Source organism: Desulfobotulus sp. (assembly GCF_034006065.1).
In the GTDB taxonomy this organism is placed as follows: Bacteria; Desulfobacterota; Desulfobacteria; order Desulfobacterales; family ASO4-4; genus Desulfobotulus.
In genome coordinates this window covers 25318-40590 of sequence record NZ_JAVETM010000025.1, presented here as the reverse complement: position 1 = coordinate 40590, position 15273 = coordinate 25318, and the positions used below count along the sequence as shown (strand labels likewise).

The window sequence follows — 15273 nt, the reverse complement described above, 5'->3', positions numbered from 1 at the left end:
TAAAAAATCCCCTTTATCGAATCAGTACACAGGGATGCTGCCCGCTTCTTTCACCAGGGCCTGCCCTTTCTTGGAAAAGGCGAAGTTGATGAAATCCAAGGTTACTCCCGTCGGCCAGCCGCGGGTAAACATGAAAAGCGGTCTTGAAATGGGGTAACGCCCGTTCAGGGTATTCTCCTCACTCCCCATGACTCCACCCACAGAAACAATTTTCACGTCTTTATTCACATAGCCCAGGGCAATATACCCGATGGCACCCGGCGTGGTGCTGATGGCCTGCACGAGTCCGCCATTGGAAGGAACGGTCAAGGCACTGGGAACTACCCTTTCCTTGTTCATGACAAGCTCTCCCCAGGATTCAAAAGTGCCGGAGGAAGAATCCCTTGAGATCACAATCACCCGCAGATCCGGCCCACCCACTTCTTTCCAGTTCCGGATTTTGCCGGTGTACATATCCCGAATCTGCTCAATGGAGAGATCCTGCACCGGATTTGATGGGTTAACCACAGGTACAATGCAGTCTAAGGCAATGCGGAAAGGAACGGGGTAGGTGCCCTTTTCCACAGCGAGCTTCACTTCACTGTCCTTAATGAAACGAGAAGAGTTTCCGATGTCTGTTGTCCCATCAATGATGGCTTTGATGCCATTGCCCGATCCTCCTCCGGCCAGGGAAACCGTCACATCCGGTCGCATCTTCATGTAAGCTTCCGCAAGTTTCTGGGCTACGGGAAGCACCGTTGTGGATCCGTTGATACCCAGCCTTTCGGAGGCGCCTACGCCACTCCCCACGCAAAACAGGGCAAGGGCGGCAAGAAAAAATCCGGCTTTTTTTAACATTCTTCCATCTCCTTCATGAACATTCCTTAGGTTTTGCTGGCAGATCCCCAGACGCACATACGGGGACATGGGAAACATCACGCAAAGAAAATAGAAGAGAATTGTTCAGAACAGATTAGGGGAATATGAGTATTGCATATGGCTGGAGATAGGAAAGGAAGAAGGGAAGGGATAAAAATCAGTCAAGGTACTCCGTACTCTCTGTCAGCAGTGAAGAGCATCCTCGAAATCACAGCCTGAAAAATAAAAAAAGTGCGCTTTCTGGAAGAAAGGCACCTTTATCTCTCATTGCAAAAAGCGCCTGAATAAAAAAGGCCGGATAACCGGCCTTTTTTCAAGCATCATCAGGCTTCCGCAGTATCTGCACTGCCAGCCAGGGCCGGATCCACAAACTCAATCATGGCCATGGGTGCTGCATCTCCGGGCCGGTGGCCCAACTTCACGATGCGGGTATAGCCTCCGGCACGGTGGCCAAAACGTTCCTTGGCTTCGGCAAAAAGTCGATGCACCACATCTTTTTCCCGAATCACGGCAAGGGCCTGGCGTCGGGCATGCAGATCGCCCCGCTTGGCCAGGGTTATCATCTTATCTACCCAGCGGCGCAACTCCTTGGCCTTGACATCCGTTGTACGGATCTGACCGTGCTTGATCATGGAGGTAACCATGTTACGGAACATGGCATCCCGATGGCTGGATGTGCGATTGAGTTTTACGCCTGCTTTTCTGTGTCGCATGCTCCGCTCTCCTACTCGTCGTCTTCCTCAGCCGACTCATCTTCGAAGGGTATGAACCCCTCCAGCTTCATGCCGAGGGACAATCCCATATCTGTGAGAACTTCCTTGATTTCATTCAAAGACTTACGGCCGAAATTTTTGGTCTTGAGCATCTCATTCTCACTTTTTTGCACCAACTGCCATATTTTGAGTATTTTGGCATTTTTCAGGCAATTGGCACTCCGGACAGACAGTTCAAGCTCATCCACATTCCGGTACAGATGCTCGTTAAATTCGCGGCTGGCACTTTCTTCTTCCGCAGTGGTCGCCTCAGGCACCACTTCTTCATCAAAATTGATAAAAACCGATAACTGCTCTTTGAGGATCTTTGCCGCAAAGGCTACGGCATCCTCCGGCGTCACACTGCGATCTGTCCAGACTTCCAGGGTCAGTTTATCATAATCCGTACGCTGTCCCACGCGGGCATTACCAACGGTATAACGCACCCGCTGTATGGGGGAAAAAACAGAATCAATGGCCAAGGTTCCCACAGGGGCATCGGGATCCTTGTTAGCGGCGGCAAGGGCATAACCCTTCCCGATTTTCACCGTCATTTCCATCCGAAAACGCCCCCCTGCATTCAGGGTGGCAATGTGCTGCTGGGGGTTCAGAACAGACACCCGTCCATTGTCCGAAACAATATCGGCTGCGGTAACCTCCCGTCCCTCGGAAACATCAATACGCAAGGTCTGGGGTTCCAGGTCATCCGTCTTCAGGCGGACTTCCTTGAGGTTAAAGATGATTTCACTCACATCCTCAAGAACGTGGGGGATGGTTGTGAACTCATGCATCACATCTTCGAACTTAACGGAAACGATTGCTGCACCATGGAGGGAGGAAAGGATGGTCCGCCGCAGGGCATTACCGATGGTCGTCCCGAAACCGCGTTCCAGGGGTTCGAATACGAACTTGCCGTATTCTTCCGTAGTTTCCACCTGGATCTTGTCGGGCCTGATCATGTCCCTCCAGTTGACATACATAAGTTCGTTCGATGACATATGGCCTTATCTCCAATCGGTTCAGAGGATACCCGATCCGGTTCGGGAAACGGCAGCCGTACCCGCCCGGTCATAAGACCGAGGATGACGGGGCCTACTTGGAGTACAATTCAACAATGAGCTGCTCCTGAATCGGCAGGGTGATATCCTCACGCATCGGCAAAGACTTCACCGTGCCCTTAAATCCATCCTTATCCAGCTCCAGCCACTGGGGAACACCCCGGCGTACCACCGCATCCATGGCCTCATTTACGGCCTGAACCTTACGGCTTTTTTCACGGATTTCGATTACATCCCCCGCCTTTACAACATAGGAAGGAATGTTCACACGGATTCCATTCACCAGAAAATGGTTATGCCGAACAAAATGACGTCCCTGGATCCTGGAGTTCACAAACCCCATACGGTACACCACGTTATCCAAACGGGATTCCAGGTGAGCGAGAAGATTGGTGCCCGTGATCCCTTTTTTCTGCTCCGCCTTGCCAAAGGTGAGGCGGAACTGCTTTTCCGAAAGACCATAAAGGCGCTTTACCTTCTGCTTCTCCCGGAGCTGTATGCCATAGTCGGAAACTTTTCCCCGACGCTGGCCATGCTGACCAGGCGCATAGGGTCTGCGGTCAAAGCTGCATTTGTCCGAAAAGCAGCGATCACCCTTAAGGAACAATTTCATGTTTTCACGTCTGCACATCCGGCAGACGGAACCGCGATATCTGGACAAGGTATCCTCCTTCAAACACTCAGTACTACGCTACTATGGATTACCGATGCCCGCCTCAGGGTCGGGTCAGATCTTCGTTCTATACCCGGCGGCGTTTGGGAGGGCGGCAGCCGTTGTGGGGGACAGGGGTGACATCTTTGATCATGGTCACCGTAAAACCTGTTCCCTGAATTGCCCGGAGGGCAGATTCACGGCCTGCACCTGGTCCCTTGACATAGATTTCAACATTCCGCATGCCATGCTCCTGGGCCTTCTTGGCTGCGTCCTCTGCAGCCATCTGGGCGGCAAAGGGCGTACTCTTCCTGGAACCCTTGAAACCCATGGCTCCCGAAGACGACCAGGAAACGACACCTCCTGCGGGGTCGGAAATGGTAACAATGGTGTTGTTGAACGTTGACTGGATATGCACAACACCCGTTGATATATTCTTTTTGACCTTTTTGGTTTTTTTAGCAGAACGTGCTTTGGCCATAATTTATCCTGTCTCCTGCTTACTTTTTCTTCTTGATGGCCGCTCTTCTGGGGCCTTTCCGCGTCCGGGCGTTGGTCCGGGTCCGCTGTCCATTGACAGGCATTCCCCTGCGATGACGCAGGCCCCTGTAGCATCCCAAATCCATCAGCCGCTTGACGTTCATGGAAACTTCCGAGCGAAGTTCCCCTTCCACCTTGAACTCCCCGTCAATCACTTTGCGGATGCCGTTAATTTCATCATCCGTCAGAGCATCGACTTTGGTTGCCCCATCAAGACCCAGGCTGCCTACGATTTTAGATGCACTGGTTCTGCCGATACCATAAATATAGGTCAAAGCGATGTCGACACGCTTCTTTCTGGGAAGATCCACACCTGCAATTCGAGCCAAAGTATCCCCCTTTACCCCTGCCGCTGTTTATGCCGCTTGTTTTCACAAATCACACGCACTACACCCTTGCGCTTCACGACTTTGCACTTGGTGCAAATCTTCTTCACCGAAGCCCTGACTTTCATGGAATGCTCCTCATTTCTTAAACCGCGTCCTACTTGGAGCGGTAGGTGATCCGCCCCCGCGTCAAATCATATGGGGACAACTCAACCGTCACCTTATCTCCGGGTAAAATCTTGATAAAATGCATACGCATCTTTCCGGAGATGTGTGCCAAAATCTCATGCCCATTTTCCAGGCGCACGCGAAACATCGCATTCGGCAAGGTTTCCACCACTTCGCCCTGCACCTTGATTGCATCTTCCTTGGCCATTCATCCTCCTGGGCACCCAGCAAGGGAATACCCGCATCACGCAAAGACCCGAAAATATAGCACCGCACGCTTCCCGAGTCCATACTTATTTCCCGATCCCCAGCTCCTGGGGATCGGGACGATTCTGGTTATCCGCGGCGCCCCCGGATCCGACCTGCTTTCCGGTTCAAAAACCCCTCATAATTTCGAGTGATCATGTGAGACTCCATCTGGGCAACCGTGTCCAGGGAAACCGCCACAACAATCAGCAAGGCCGTACCACCGAAATAAAAGGGCACATGAAACTGGGTAATCAGGATGGAAGGCAGAACACATACCGCCGATATATAGGTGGCACCACTCAGCGTAAGCCGGGTGAGAACCCGATCAATATAGTCCGAGGTGCGCTTGCCAGGACGAATGCCCGGGATATAGCCCCCGTTTTTCCTCATGTTCTCCGCCACATCCACGGGATTGAACACAATGGCTGTATAAAAAAAACAGAAGAAAAAGATGAAAAGAACAAAGATCACTTCATACAGAACCCCACCGGGATGCAGGGCATCCATCACTCCCCGCATCATGGGAAGATCAATGAAGCTTGCAATGGTTGCCGGAAACATAATGATGGATGAAGCAAAAATAGGTGGGATGACCCCTGAAGTATTCACCTTCAGAGGAAGGTGGGAGGTCTGACCACCATACATCTTATTCCCGACAACCCGCTTGGCATAGTGTACGGGTATCCGCCGTTGCCCCTGCTCCACAAAAATGATGAAGCCCACCACAGCGACCATCATCACAAGGAGGAAAAGGACCAGAAAAACGCCCATCTCACCCGTCTTCATCAAACGAAAGGTGTTGCCCACTGCTGAAGGAAGTCCTGCAACAATACCGGCAAAGATCACCAGGGAGATTCCGTTTCCGATCCCCCTTTCCGTGATCTGCTCACCCAGCCACATGATGAAGGCCGTGCCCGAAGTCAGGGTAATAACCGTCATCAGGCGAAAGGCCCATCCCGGTTCCAGAACAACGGGACCGCCACCCGGCGCCACCATATTCTCAAGACCGATGCTGATACCAAGCCCCTGAATCACACTGAGAACAATGGTCCCATACCGGGTATATTGGGTGATCTTCCGACGACCCTGTTCCCCCTCTTTTTTGAGACGTTCAAGATGGGGAACCGCCACAGTGAGAAGCTGCAGGATAATGGATGCACTGATGTAGGGCATGATCCCGAGGGCAAAGACCGACAGTTGTTCCAGAGCCCCCCCGGAGAACATATCGAACATGGCAAAAAGAGTTCCCTGGGTTCGGGCAAATAAAGCCCCCAGAGCCTCCCGATCTATGCCGGGCGTCGGCACGTGCACCCCGATGCGATAGACTACCAGCATCATGAGGGTGAACAGTACCCGTCTTTTCAATTCAGGAACCCTGAAAATATTCTGAAAGCCATTACCCATCATAGGTCATTTATCCTTCGACTTTGCCACCGGCGGCCTCAACCTTTGCCTTGGCTGCCTGGCTGATCCGGGATACCTGCACGGTCAGAGGTACGTTAAGCTCTCCTCTGGCAAGGAGTTTTACCCCATCCCTCACCTGCTTAACCACACCTGCCTCAAGCAGAGTTGCTTCGTCCACAAGGGAGTTTGCCTCAAACCTCGCAAGATCCCCAAGATTTACAATGGCAAAATCCGTCTTAAAAATACTGGTGAATCCGCGCTTGGGAAGACGGCGGTGCAAGGGCATCTGTCCCCCCTCAAAACCGGGACGCACACTGCCACCGGATCTGGATTTCAGACCCTTGTAACCACGACCTGCGGTTTTTCCGTTTCCGGACGCCACGCCGCGGCCCTTGCGTTTGCGCTTACTTGTTGCGCCTTCTGCGGGAGAAAGTTCATGAAGTTTCATCGCCCTACACCTCCTCCACCTTCACCATATGGGAAACCTTATTGATCATCCCCAGCGTTGCCGGATTGGACTCAAAGGTCACCGTTTTATGCATCTTGGTCAGTCCCATGGCTCGCAGCACCTTACGCTGCTTTTCCGGTTTTCCGACCATACTTTTTACCAACTGAACACTAAGCTTGGTTCCCATTGCGACATTCCCCCTTACAGATCTTCAATCCGCAGCCCTCGCCGTCTGGCGACCTGAGCCGGATTTTCCAGTCTGCTGAGCCCCTCAATGGTGGCTTTCACCATATTGTGGGGGTTGTTGGAGCCAAGGCACTTGGTCAAAATGTCCTTTACGCCCACAGCTTCAAGCACGGCGCGCACGGCACCACCGGCAATGAGCCCCGTACCCTTGGATGCAGGCTTGAGCAGTACACGACCTGCGCCGAATCTGCCCAGCACCTCAAAGGGCAAGGTACCTTCGGAGGTAAGGGGAACTTTCACCATATTTTTCTTGGCCTGTTCCACACCTTTGCGGATGGCTTCGGGAACTTCACCAGCCTTTCCCAACCCCCAGCCAACCTTACCTTCACCATCACCGACAACCACAATGGCGCTGAAACTGAACCGACGGCCGCCCTTGACCACCTTGGCGACGCGGTTGATATAAACAACCTTGTCGATATACTGTTTTTCACCCGTGTCTTTTTTAAACAAGGCACAGCCTCCTTACCTTAAAATTCCAGGCCCGCTTCTCTGGCGCCATCGGCCACCGCTTTTACCCGGCCATGATAAATAAAACCATTGCGGTCAAATACCACCTTGGTGACACCACCGGCCATGGCACGCTCCGCGACCTTTTTCCCAATTACCTTGGCCTGATCCTGCTTTGCTCCCGCCTCTTCAGATCCGAAAAGATCCTTTTCCACGCTGGAAGCAGCAAACAGGGTACGCCCTTCTCTATCATCAATGACCTGGGCGTAGATATGCCTGGAGCTCCTGAATACACACAATCTCGGACGATCGGCGGTTCCCTGAACCTTTTTACGAATGCGGATTTTTCTTTTCAACCGCGTCGTTTTTCTGGAATTGCTGCTCATTCCCTAAATCCTCTTTGGTTTCGAAACGTCCCACTATGGCCCCTTGGGCCTGGGCCCGATCCGTCTTTTACTTGGCGGACTTGCCAGCCTTGCGCATGATATGCTCATCCGCATACTTGATGCCCTTGCCTTTATAAGGTTCCGGCGGACGCACAGCCCGGATTTCCGCAGCTACCTGTCCGACCTTCTGCTTATCAATACCGGATACCGTAATATCATTGTTCTTTTCCACGGAAAGGGAAATACCTTCCGGTACAGGATACCCCACAGGATTGGAATAGCCCACATGGAGGGAAAGAACATTGTCCTTAAGTTCGGCACGATAACCAATGCCATTGATCTGAAGGACTTTCTTGAACCCCTGACTCACGCCCGTGACCATGTTGGCCACCAGAGCACGGGTCATGCCCTGAAAGGCAATCCCCTTGCGTTCGTCTGACAGGGCTTTGACGTGGATGACCTGGTCCTGGATCTCCAGATCTACGTCAGGATGAATTTCACGCTGTAATTTACCCAGGCTGCCTTCAACGGTGAGTACACGGTTTGCGTAACTTACCTTGGCCTTGGCCGGAAGCTGGATCGGTTTCTTTCCAATACGTGACATGATCTCTCCTCGGTTCCTACCAGACGTTGCAGAGCACTTCGCCGCCCACATTCTCGGTTCTGGCCTGCTTGTCGGTGAGAATTCCCCTTGAGGTGGAAAGAATCGCTATACCAAGTCCATTGAGAACGGGCTTGATCTCACCGGCCTTGGCATAAGTCCGACAACTGGGCTTGCTCACGCGGTCAATGCCGTAAATCACATGCTTCTGGCCATCTGTGTATTTCAGATACACCCGAAGAACGCCCTGCTTGCCATCATCTACACTTTTATAATTCTTGATATAACCCTGTTCCTTCAGAACCCTTGCGAGCTCCAGCTTGATTTTGGAACTGGGCATGTCCACACTGGCGAACTTCGCCTTCCCGCCATTTCGGATGCGGGTCAGCATATCCGCGATGGGATCTATGATTGCTGCCATTTGTATTCTCCGTTATCGTCCCTTGATTCCGTTCCATTACCAGCTGTTTTCTACCAGCTCGATTTGGTTACCCCGGGCAACAAACCTTCGGATGCCATCTTCCGAAAACAGATACGGCACAAACCGAACTTTCGTAAAAAGGCTCTGGGGCGACCACAAACAGGGCAGCGGTTATATGCACGCACCTGGAACTTGGGCTTACGTTTTGCCTTCGCCATCAAAGATTTTTTGGCCACTTTTTCCTCCTAATTTGACCCGCCGGAAAGCTCTTGATCAGTTCCGGAAGGGCATCCCCATGAGCCGGAGCAGTTCCTTGGCTTCCGCATCGCTCTTGGCGGACGTCACAATGCACACATTCAGCCCCTTGACCTTGTCGATCTTATCATAATCGATCTCAGGGAAAATGATCTGTTCCCGGATGCCAAGGGTATAATTGCCGTTGCCGTCAAAGGCTTTACCTGAAACGCCTTTGAAGTCCCGCACGCGGGGCAGGGCCACATTGAGCAACCGGGCCAGGAAGTCATACATCCGATCCTGGCGGAGGGTCACGGTGCAGCCGATGGGCACGCCTGCGCGGAGCTTGAAAGCGGCAATGGACTTTTTTGCCCGGGTGATCACAGGTTTCTGACCAGCAATACGCCCCAGCTCCACAGCGGCAGAGTCCAGAATCTTGCTGTTATTGATCGCTTCACCCAGCCCCATATTCAATACAACCTTCTCAATACGAGGAACCTGCATGGGGTTCTTGTACTGGAAAGCTTCCTTCAGTTGAGGCACAACCTCTTGCTGATATTTATCCCTTAAGTACGCCATTCCATCCTCCGGCACGATCCTGAATCATCCGCCCCGTCTCATGCATCAATGTTTTCATTGCACTTTCTGCATACACGAACCTTCTTACCATTTTCCAGTTCCTGCATCCGGACACGGGAAGGCTTCATGCAGTGGTTGCACATCAGCATGACATTGGACAGGTGAATCGGCGCTTCCTTTTCGATGATCCCGCCCTGCCGGTTTTTCATGTCCGGTTTTACATGGCGTTTCACCTTATTGATGTTCTCAACGATCACCCGGTTTTCCTTGCGGATCACCTTGAGGACCTTGCCGATCTTACCATCATCTTTACCGGCAATAACCTTGACCTTGTCGTCTTTTTTAATATTTGTTTTTACCGTCATCACGAACTCGCTTCTCCTTGCGGCCTGCCGGTTAGAGGACCTCGGGCGCCAGGGAGACAATCTTCATAAAACGCTTTGCGCGCAGCTCACGCGCAACAGGTCCGAAGATACGGGTGCCGATGGGTTCTCTGTTGTTGTTGATCAAGACAGCGGAATTGTCGTCAAAGCGGATTTTAGAACCATCCGGACGCGCAATTTCCTTGGAGGTTCTCACAATCACTGCCTTCTGGACATCCCCTTTTTTCACCTTGGAATTGGGGATCGCTTCCTTGACAGACACCACAATTACGTCACCGACGCCGGCATAGCGTCGTTTGGACCCTCCGAGAACCTTGATGCAATAAACTTCCTTGGCCCCGGAATTGTCTGCCACCGTAAGTCTGCTTTCAGCCTGAATCATGGCGATCTTTCCTTATATCAAGCCGTTTTTTCAACAATTTTGCTGACACGCCAGTGCTTGGTCTTGCTCAGGGGCCGGCTTTCCGTGATCAGCACACGGTCCCCGATCTTGCAGGCGTTTTCCTCGTCATGGGCCTTATATTTCTTGTGCATCTTCACATACTTTTTATACAGCTTATGCTTGATTACACGCTCCACCAGAACAACAACGGTTTTATCCATTTTGTCCGATACCACGGTTCCAAGCTGCTGCCTTTTCATTCCGCGTTCGTTCATTACTGATCCTGCCCCTTGGATTTCCGTTCCTGGATCACTGTCATGACACGCGCGATTCCCTTTTTTACATTTTTCAGGGAAGCCGTGTTATCGAGCTGCGCCGTTGCATGTCGGAAACGCAGGTTCAAATGTTCCTGCTTGAAATCCTTCACTTTGGCTTCAAGCTCTTTCATGCCAAGCGATCTCAATTCACTTACTTTCATTGCCAATCGCCTCTTTCTACGAACCGGGTTTTTACCGGAAGTTTGTAAGAAGCCAGGCGCAAGGCCTCCATGGCCTTCTCCCGGGATACCCCTTCCATTTCATAAAGAATCCGTCCGGGCTTGATCACAGCGACCCAGCTGTCGTGGGGTCCCTTACCTTTACCCATACGCACTTCAGCGGGTTTTTTGGTGATGGGCTTATCCGGAAAAATACGAATCCACATTTTCCCACCACGGCGTACGTGACGGGTCATGGCGATACGTGCGGATTCAATCTGGCGGGAGTTGATGTATCCGCATTCCAGAGCCTGCAAACCAAACTCACCAAAGGTCAGGGTCGCCCCCCGCTGGGCCGTACCCTTCATTCTGCCGCGCTGCTGTTTCCGGAACTTGAATCTCTTGGGACTCAGCATGTCTCAAAACTCCTGAAGCGACCTACCGGGCGGCAGCCGCCTGAACTTTGTCCTTGTTCAGCACTTCGCCTTTGAAGATGAAAACCTTCACACCAATCTGTCCATAGGTGGTGCTGGCTTCGGCGAAACCGTAATCAATGTCCGCCCGGAGCGTGTGCAGGGGAATCCGGCCTTCTTTGTACCATTCGGTACGGGCCATCTCCGCACCGCCCAGACGACCGGCACAGATAATCTTCACACCTTCTGCACCGAAGCGCATGGCCGAAGAAACGCCTCTTTTCATGGCGCGACGGAAAGCAACGCGGCGTTCCAGCTGCTGTGCCACACTTTCTGCCACCAACTGTGCATCCAGCTCGGGCTTGCGCACTTCCTGAATATCAATCATCACTTCCTGGGACACAACCTTACCCAGGTCTTTTTTCAGCTGAGCAATTTCAGCCCCTTTTTTCCCGATGACAATCCCGGGACGGGCTGTAAAAATGCGCAGGCGTACGCGCTTATTGGAGCGCTCAATCTCAATTTTCGATACGCCCGCATGTCCCAGGCGTTTTTTCAGAAACTGACGAATCTTAAAATCTTCATAAATGAAGTCCGCATAGTTTTTCTTGGCATACCAGCGGGATTCCCAGGTTCTGATAACTCCCAATCGCAGTCCAGTCGGATTTACTTTCTGACCCAACCTGCTTCCTCCTTCCTAGGCCGTCTTTTCGGCGACAATGACCGTGATGTGGCTGGTCCGTTTCAGAATCCGGGAACCTCTTCCACGGGCACGGGGACGGAATCTTTTAAGGGATGGTCCCTGGTCTACATAGACATTTTTCACATAAAGGGAGTCAACGTCGATTTCCTGCTGGTCCGCATTCGCTACGGCAGACTTCAGCGTTTTTCCCAAAATTCCGGCAGCCTTCTGCGGCATAAAGCGCAGCACATTCATCCCCGCATCCACCGGCTTCCCTTTTACGGCATCGATGATCATGCGTACTTTCTGGGGAGAGATGCGCGCATATCGGGTAACTGCTTTAACCTCCATCTCCGCCATCCTTTACTTCTTCAGTTTGGATTTCTTATCTGCAGCATGACCATAGTAGGTCCGCGTGGGTGAAAATTCACCCAGTTTATGGCCCACCATATTCTCCGAAATAAAAACCGGAATGAACTTCTTGCCGTTGTGGACAGCCATAGTCAAGCCGACCATTTCCGGCAGGATGGTGGAACGCCGCGACCAGGTCTTGATCACCTTATTACTTCTCGCTTCCTGCGCAATCACGACTTTCTTAAAAAGACTCTGGTCCACAAATGGACCTTTTTTCAGCGACCGAGGCATGAAAAAAATCTCCCTATGCACCGGCTTTTATTCCGGTGTTGGACGGTTATTTGGAGCGCCGTCGTACAATGTACTTGTCGGTGGCCTTGTTTTTCCGGGTTCTGTAGCCTTTGGTGGGCTTACCCCAGGGAGTACAGGGATGACGTCCACCGGAAGAGCGACCTTCACCACCACCCATGGGATGGTCCACAGGGTTCATGGCGACACCACGCACACTGGGTCTTACCCCCAGCCAACGGGTCCGGCCTGCCTTACCCAAAGCAAGGTTGGCATGCTCCTTGTTGCCAAGCTCACCAATGGTAGCCTTGCATCGGAGCAGAACCATGCGTACTTCACCCGAAGGCAGCTTGACCAGGGCGTACCCATCTTCTTTGGCCATAAGCTGAGCAGAGGTTCCGGCAGAGCGGACAATCTGGCCGCCTTTTCCGATCTTCAGCTCAATATTATGGATCTGGGTACCCAAGGGGATATTGGCCAGAGGCAGGGTATTCCCCGGACGGATATCCGCAGTCTCACCGGCCTGCACCGTATCCCCCACTTTCAGATGCAGGGGCGCCAGGATGTAGCGCTTTTCCCCATCCGCATAATTCAACAGTGCAATACGCGCGGAACGATTAGGGTCATACTCAATGGCCGCAACCTTGGCCGGAATATTCTCCTTGTCCCGCTTGAAGTCCACAATACGATAATGCCGTCTGTGCCCCCCCCCCTTATGTCGGCAGGTTACCCGTCCATGGACGTTCCGGCCGCCTGTCTTCTTGAGGGTACACAGCAGACTTTTTTCAGGCGTGGTTTTTGTAATCTCGTCAAACGCAGAGTATTCCTGGCCTCTGCGACCCGCCGATGTAGGCTTTACTTTCTTAATTGCCATTGGATGCCCTCTGCTTATACGCCGTCAAAAAATTCGATTTTCTCCCCAGGCATTAACGTGGCAATCGCTTTTTTCCAATCTTTCCGTTTGCCTACGATTCTGCCCCGTTGCTTGACCTTACCCTTCACATTCAGGGTGTTCACGGACAGAACCTTTACGTTAAAAACCGTCTCGATGGCTTTTTTAATTTCAATACGGTTTGCCTTGGGAGCCACCTCGAAGCTGACCTTGCCGGCATCTTCGAGAAGGATGTTGGATTTTTCCGTGTTCAGGGGACGAATGAGAATGTCATGGAAATTCATGATGCAAACCTCCCTTCGATACTCCGCACCGAAGACGGTACAAGCAAGAGATCATCATAGCGAAGAATATCGTAGACATTGAGTCCTTCGGCCTTAAGCACCTTCACACCGGGAACATTCCGGGCGGACAGCACAAGATTCCGATTTTCCTCACTGATCACGATAAGCGCCTTACGGGCTTCCAGAGCTTCCATCACGGCAACGAAATTCTTCGTTTTGATTCCGTCCAGCGTGATGTCATCCAGAATCGTGAGAGTGTTATTCTTCAGCTTGCTGCTCAAGGCCATCTTCAACGCCAGTTGCCGTACCTTCTTGGGAAGGTCATATGCATAGGATCTGGGATGGGGACCAAAAACAACCCCACCGCCACGAAGAAGCGGAGACTTGATATCCCCACGCCGCGCACGGCCGGTCCCCTTCTGCCTGAACAGCTTCCGGGTAGATCCCTTGACATCGGACCGGTTCTTGACACACGCAGTCCCTGCCCGCCTCTTGGCAAGCTGCATCTTCACTACATCATGCAGCACCGCGGACTTCACTTCCACATTAAAGACGTCATCCGAAAGTTCCATTTCCGAAACCTTCTCGCCTTTTATATTTCGAACATCAACGACAGCCATGCTGTTTCCTCATCATATCCAAACGCCGCAGTCCCGACGCGCCGGATGGAAGCTATTTTTGAAATTTCCGCTTCTTGATCTCGAGGATTCCCGCTTTATGACCGGGGACTGCGCCCTTGATCAGGAGGAGATTTTCCTCGGGGCGGATATCGACTATCTGAAGGTTTTTAACCGTTTTCTGATCCACGCCCATATGTCCCGGCATCCGCTTCCCTTTGGTTACCCGGGAAGGCCATGCCGAACATCCGATGGAACCTGGTTCGCGGACATTGTGGGAACCATGCCCAGCAGGGCCACGGCTGAAACGATGACGTTTGATGGTGCCGGCAAAACCCTTGCCTTTGGAAGTACCTACCACATCCACAAGGTCGCCGACCTTAAACAGATCTACGGTAATCTCCTGGCCAAGGGCAAACTGTGAAGGATCCTCTACGGAAAACTCCTTCACAACGGAAAAACACTGCTCTCCCGCCTTGGCAAAGTGCCCTTTCATGGGCTTGTTGACACGCTGCTCTTTTTTGGCCCCAAAAGCGACCTGCAGCGCATTATACCCGTCCGTTTCCACTGTCTTGATCTGGGTAACCACACAGGGACCGGCCTGGACGACGGTAACGGGAACGAGGTTCCCATCCGGGTTGAACACTCGGGTCATCCCCAGCTTTTTTGCGATCAGTCCTTTGCACATGATCCAAGCTTCCTCTTACAGTTTGATCTCCACGTCCACGCCGGGAGACAGGTCCAACTTCATCAAAGCATCGACCGTCTGCTGTGTCGGCTCCAGAATGTCAAGCATGCGCTTGTGCGTCCGGACTTCGAACTGCTCCCTGGACTTCTTGTTGACATGGGGAGACCGGAGAACACAGAACTTATTTATGCTCGTCGGAAGCGGAATCGGGCCGACGATCTTGGCGCCGGTCTTCTTGGCGGTGTCCACGATATCCAGCGCAGACTGATCCAGCAGCTTGTGGTCGTAGGCCCGCAGCCTGATTCTGATTTTTGCGTTCATCATAGTATCTAATTTTCCATTGGTTTCTCTGTTTGCCTGATGCCGGCCTTTATTGCGAGAACCCCATACACTCATTTCCCGTATACAGATCTGGGTCTCTTCTCGGCCGCTGCCCGCGGATC

The 15273-nt window shown here is 52.2% G+C and carries 30 protein-coding genes; all 30 read right to left on the bottom strand.

The genetic code is table 11. The features are described 5' to 3' along the window. Positions 1–21 precede the first annotated feature (21 nt). Positions 22–837 (bottom strand): phosphate ABC transporter substrate-binding protein, encoded by an 816-nt coding sequence (locus tag RBR60_RS10450; protein WP_320356472.1) that lies wholly within the window; start codon positions 835–837, stop codon positions 22–24. A 344-nt stretch (positions 838–1181) separates the two neighbouring features. Continuing rightward, complete coding sequence (gene rplQ, locus RBR60_RS10445; RefSeq protein ID WP_320356470.1) at positions 1182–1571, bottom strand: 50S ribosomal protein L17; 390 nt, start codon at positions 1569–1571, stop codon at positions 1182–1184. A gap of 11 nt (positions 1572–1582) precedes the next feature. Next, positions 1583–2608: a DNA-directed RNA polymerase subunit alpha gene (locus tag RBR60_RS10440; protein ID WP_320356468.1), complete on the bottom strand. Its 1026-nt coding sequence runs from the start codon at positions 2606–2608 to the stop codon at positions 1583–1585. A gap of 94 nt (positions 2609–2702) precedes the next feature. Then, positions 2703–3329 (bottom strand): 30S ribosomal protein S4, encoded by a 627-nt coding sequence (rpsD, locus tag RBR60_RS10435; RefSeq protein WP_320356466.1) that lies wholly within the window; start codon positions 3327–3329, stop codon positions 2703–2705. Between the two features lie 79 nt (positions 3330–3408). Next, positions 3409–3801 carry a 30S ribosomal protein S11 gene (rpsK, locus tag RBR60_RS10430; RefSeq protein ID WP_320356464.1) on the bottom strand — a complete coding sequence of 131 codons (393 nt, stop codon included), beginning with the start codon at positions 3799–3801 and terminating at the stop codon, positions 3409–3411. A 19-nt stretch (positions 3802–3820) separates the two neighbouring features. Further along, positions 3821–4189 carry a 30S ribosomal protein S13 gene (gene rpsM, locus RBR60_RS10425; RefSeq protein ID WP_320356462.1) on the bottom strand — a complete coding sequence of 123 codons (369 nt, stop codon included), beginning with the start codon at positions 4187–4189 and terminating at the stop codon, positions 3821–3823. 11 nt (positions 4190–4200) lie between these two features. Further along, on the bottom strand, positions 4201–4314 hold the full coding sequence (gene rpmJ / locus RBR60_RS10420; RefSeq protein WP_144684866.1) for a 50S ribosomal protein L36: 114 nt from the start codon (positions 4312–4314) through the stop codon (positions 4201–4203). Positions 4315–4343: 29 nt separating this feature from the next. Further along, a complete protein-coding gene (gene infA / locus RBR60_RS10415; RefSeq protein ID WP_139448003.1) occupies positions 4344–4562 on the bottom strand; it encodes a translation initiation factor IF-1 in 219 nt (72 codons plus the stop codon). Between the two features lie 128 nt (positions 4563–4690). Then, the gene (gene secY / locus RBR60_RS10410; RefSeq protein WP_320356453.1) at positions 4691–6010 is read right to left on the bottom strand and encodes a preprotein translocase subunit SecY; all 1320 of its coding nucleotides are present in this window, start codon (positions 6008–6010) and stop codon (positions 4691–4693) included. A gap of 7 nt (positions 6011–6017) precedes the next feature. Continuing rightward, positions 6018–6455, bottom strand: coding sequence for a 50S ribosomal protein L15 (rplO, locus tag RBR60_RS10405; protein WP_320356451.1), 438 nt, complete (start codon positions 6453–6455; stop codon positions 6018–6020). 4 nt (positions 6456–6459) lie between these two features. Continuing rightward, entirely contained in the window at positions 6460–6642 is a 183-nt protein-coding gene (gene rpmD / locus RBR60_RS10400; protein WP_320356449.1) for a 50S ribosomal protein L30, read from the bottom strand. Between the two features lie 14 nt (positions 6643–6656). Further along, the gene (gene rpsE, locus RBR60_RS10395) at positions 6657–7154 is read right to left on the bottom strand and encodes a 30S ribosomal protein S5 (RefSeq protein WP_320356448.1); all 498 of its coding nucleotides are present in this window, start codon (positions 7152–7154) and stop codon (positions 6657–6659) included. 17 nt (positions 7155–7171) lie between these two features. Continuing rightward, positions 7172–7537, bottom strand: a complete 366-nt coding sequence (gene rplR, locus RBR60_RS10390) for a 50S ribosomal protein L18 (RefSeq protein ID WP_320356446.1) — start codon at positions 7535–7537, stop codon at positions 7172–7174. Positions 7538–7604: 67 nt separating this feature from the next. Further along, positions 7605–8141 (bottom strand): 50S ribosomal protein L6, encoded by a 537-nt coding sequence (gene rplF, locus RBR60_RS10385; RefSeq protein ID WP_320356444.1) that lies wholly within the window; start codon positions 8139–8141, stop codon positions 7605–7607. Between the two features lie 16 nt (positions 8142–8157). Next, positions 8158–8559, bottom strand: coding sequence for a 30S ribosomal protein S8 (rpsH, locus tag RBR60_RS10380; RefSeq protein ID WP_320356442.1), 402 nt, complete (start codon positions 8557–8559; stop codon positions 8158–8160). A 50-nt stretch (positions 8560–8609) separates the two neighbouring features. Beyond that, complete coding sequence (locus tag RBR60_RS10375) at positions 8610–8795, bottom strand: type Z 30S ribosomal protein S14 (protein WP_320356440.1); 186 nt, start codon at positions 8793–8795, stop codon at positions 8610–8612. A gap of 37 nt (positions 8796–8832) precedes the next feature. Beyond that, positions 8833–9372: a 50S ribosomal protein L5 gene (gene rplE / locus RBR60_RS10370; protein ID WP_320356438.1), complete on the bottom strand. Its 540-nt coding sequence runs from the start codon at positions 9370–9372 to the stop codon at positions 8833–8835. Positions 9373–9410: 38 nt separating this feature from the next. Further along, positions 9411–9737 (bottom strand): 50S ribosomal protein L24, encoded by a 327-nt coding sequence (gene rplX, locus RBR60_RS10365; protein ID WP_320356436.1) that lies wholly within the window; start codon positions 9735–9737, stop codon positions 9411–9413. 31 nt (positions 9738–9768) lie between these two features. After that, entirely contained in the window at positions 9769–10137 is a 369-nt protein-coding gene (rplN, locus tag RBR60_RS10360) for a 50S ribosomal protein L14 (protein WP_320356434.1), read from the bottom strand. Positions 10138–10154: 17 nt separating this feature from the next. Then, positions 10155–10412, bottom strand: a complete 258-nt coding sequence (rpsQ, locus tag RBR60_RS10355) for a 30S ribosomal protein S17 (protein ID WP_320356432.1) — start codon at positions 10410–10412, stop codon at positions 10155–10157. Then, positions 10412–10615: a 50S ribosomal protein L29 gene (gene rpmC, locus RBR60_RS10350; RefSeq protein ID WP_320356429.1), complete on the bottom strand. Its 204-nt coding sequence runs from the start codon at positions 10613–10615 to the stop codon at positions 10412–10414. Before rpmC ends, rpsQ begins: the two co-directional genes overlap by 1 nt. Further along, complete coding sequence (rplP, locus tag RBR60_RS10345; protein ID WP_320356427.1) at positions 10612–11028, bottom strand: 50S ribosomal protein L16; 417 nt, start codon at positions 11026–11028, stop codon at positions 10612–10614. Before rplP ends, rpmC begins: the two co-directional genes overlap by 4 nt. 22 nt (positions 11029–11050) lie before the next feature. Further along, the gene (gene rpsC, locus RBR60_RS10340; RefSeq protein WP_320356425.1) at positions 11051–11707 is read right to left on the bottom strand and encodes a 30S ribosomal protein S3; all 657 of its coding nucleotides are present in this window, start codon (positions 11705–11707) and stop codon (positions 11051–11053) included. Positions 11708–11722: 15 nt separating this feature from the next. After that, on the bottom strand, positions 11723–12058 hold the full coding sequence (gene rplV, locus RBR60_RS10335; RefSeq protein WP_320356423.1) for a 50S ribosomal protein L22: 336 nt from the start codon (positions 12056–12058) through the stop codon (positions 11723–11725). Between the two features lie 12 nt (positions 12059–12070). Next, complete coding sequence (gene rpsS, locus RBR60_RS10330; protein ID WP_320356421.1) at positions 12071–12352, bottom strand: 30S ribosomal protein S19; 282 nt, start codon at positions 12350–12352, stop codon at positions 12071–12073. A gap of 46 nt (positions 12353–12398) precedes the next feature. Beyond that, complete coding sequence (gene rplB, locus RBR60_RS10325; RefSeq protein ID WP_320356419.1) at positions 12399–13223, bottom strand: 50S ribosomal protein L2; 825 nt, start codon at positions 13221–13223, stop codon at positions 12399–12401. Positions 13224–13237: 14 nt separating this feature from the next. Next, positions 13238–13525 (bottom strand): 50S ribosomal protein L23, encoded by a 288-nt coding sequence (gene rplW, locus RBR60_RS10320; protein WP_320356417.1) that lies wholly within the window; start codon positions 13523–13525, stop codon positions 13238–13240. Further along, entirely contained in the window at positions 13522–14145 is a 624-nt protein-coding gene (gene rplD / locus RBR60_RS10315) for a 50S ribosomal protein L4 (RefSeq protein ID WP_320356415.1), read from the bottom strand. The genes rplW and rplD overlap by 4 nt, the downstream gene beginning before the upstream one ends. 52 nt (positions 14146–14197) lie before the next feature. Next, positions 14198–14830, bottom strand: coding sequence for a 50S ribosomal protein L3 (rplC, locus tag RBR60_RS10310; RefSeq protein WP_320356413.1), 633 nt, complete (start codon positions 14828–14830; stop codon positions 14198–14200). A gap of 15 nt (positions 14831–14845) precedes the next feature. Continuing rightward, a complete protein-coding gene (gene rpsJ / locus RBR60_RS10305; RefSeq protein ID WP_265423306.1) occupies positions 14846–15154 on the bottom strand; it encodes a 30S ribosomal protein S10 in 309 nt (102 codons plus the stop codon). Positions 15155–15273: the final 119 nt, after the last annotated feature.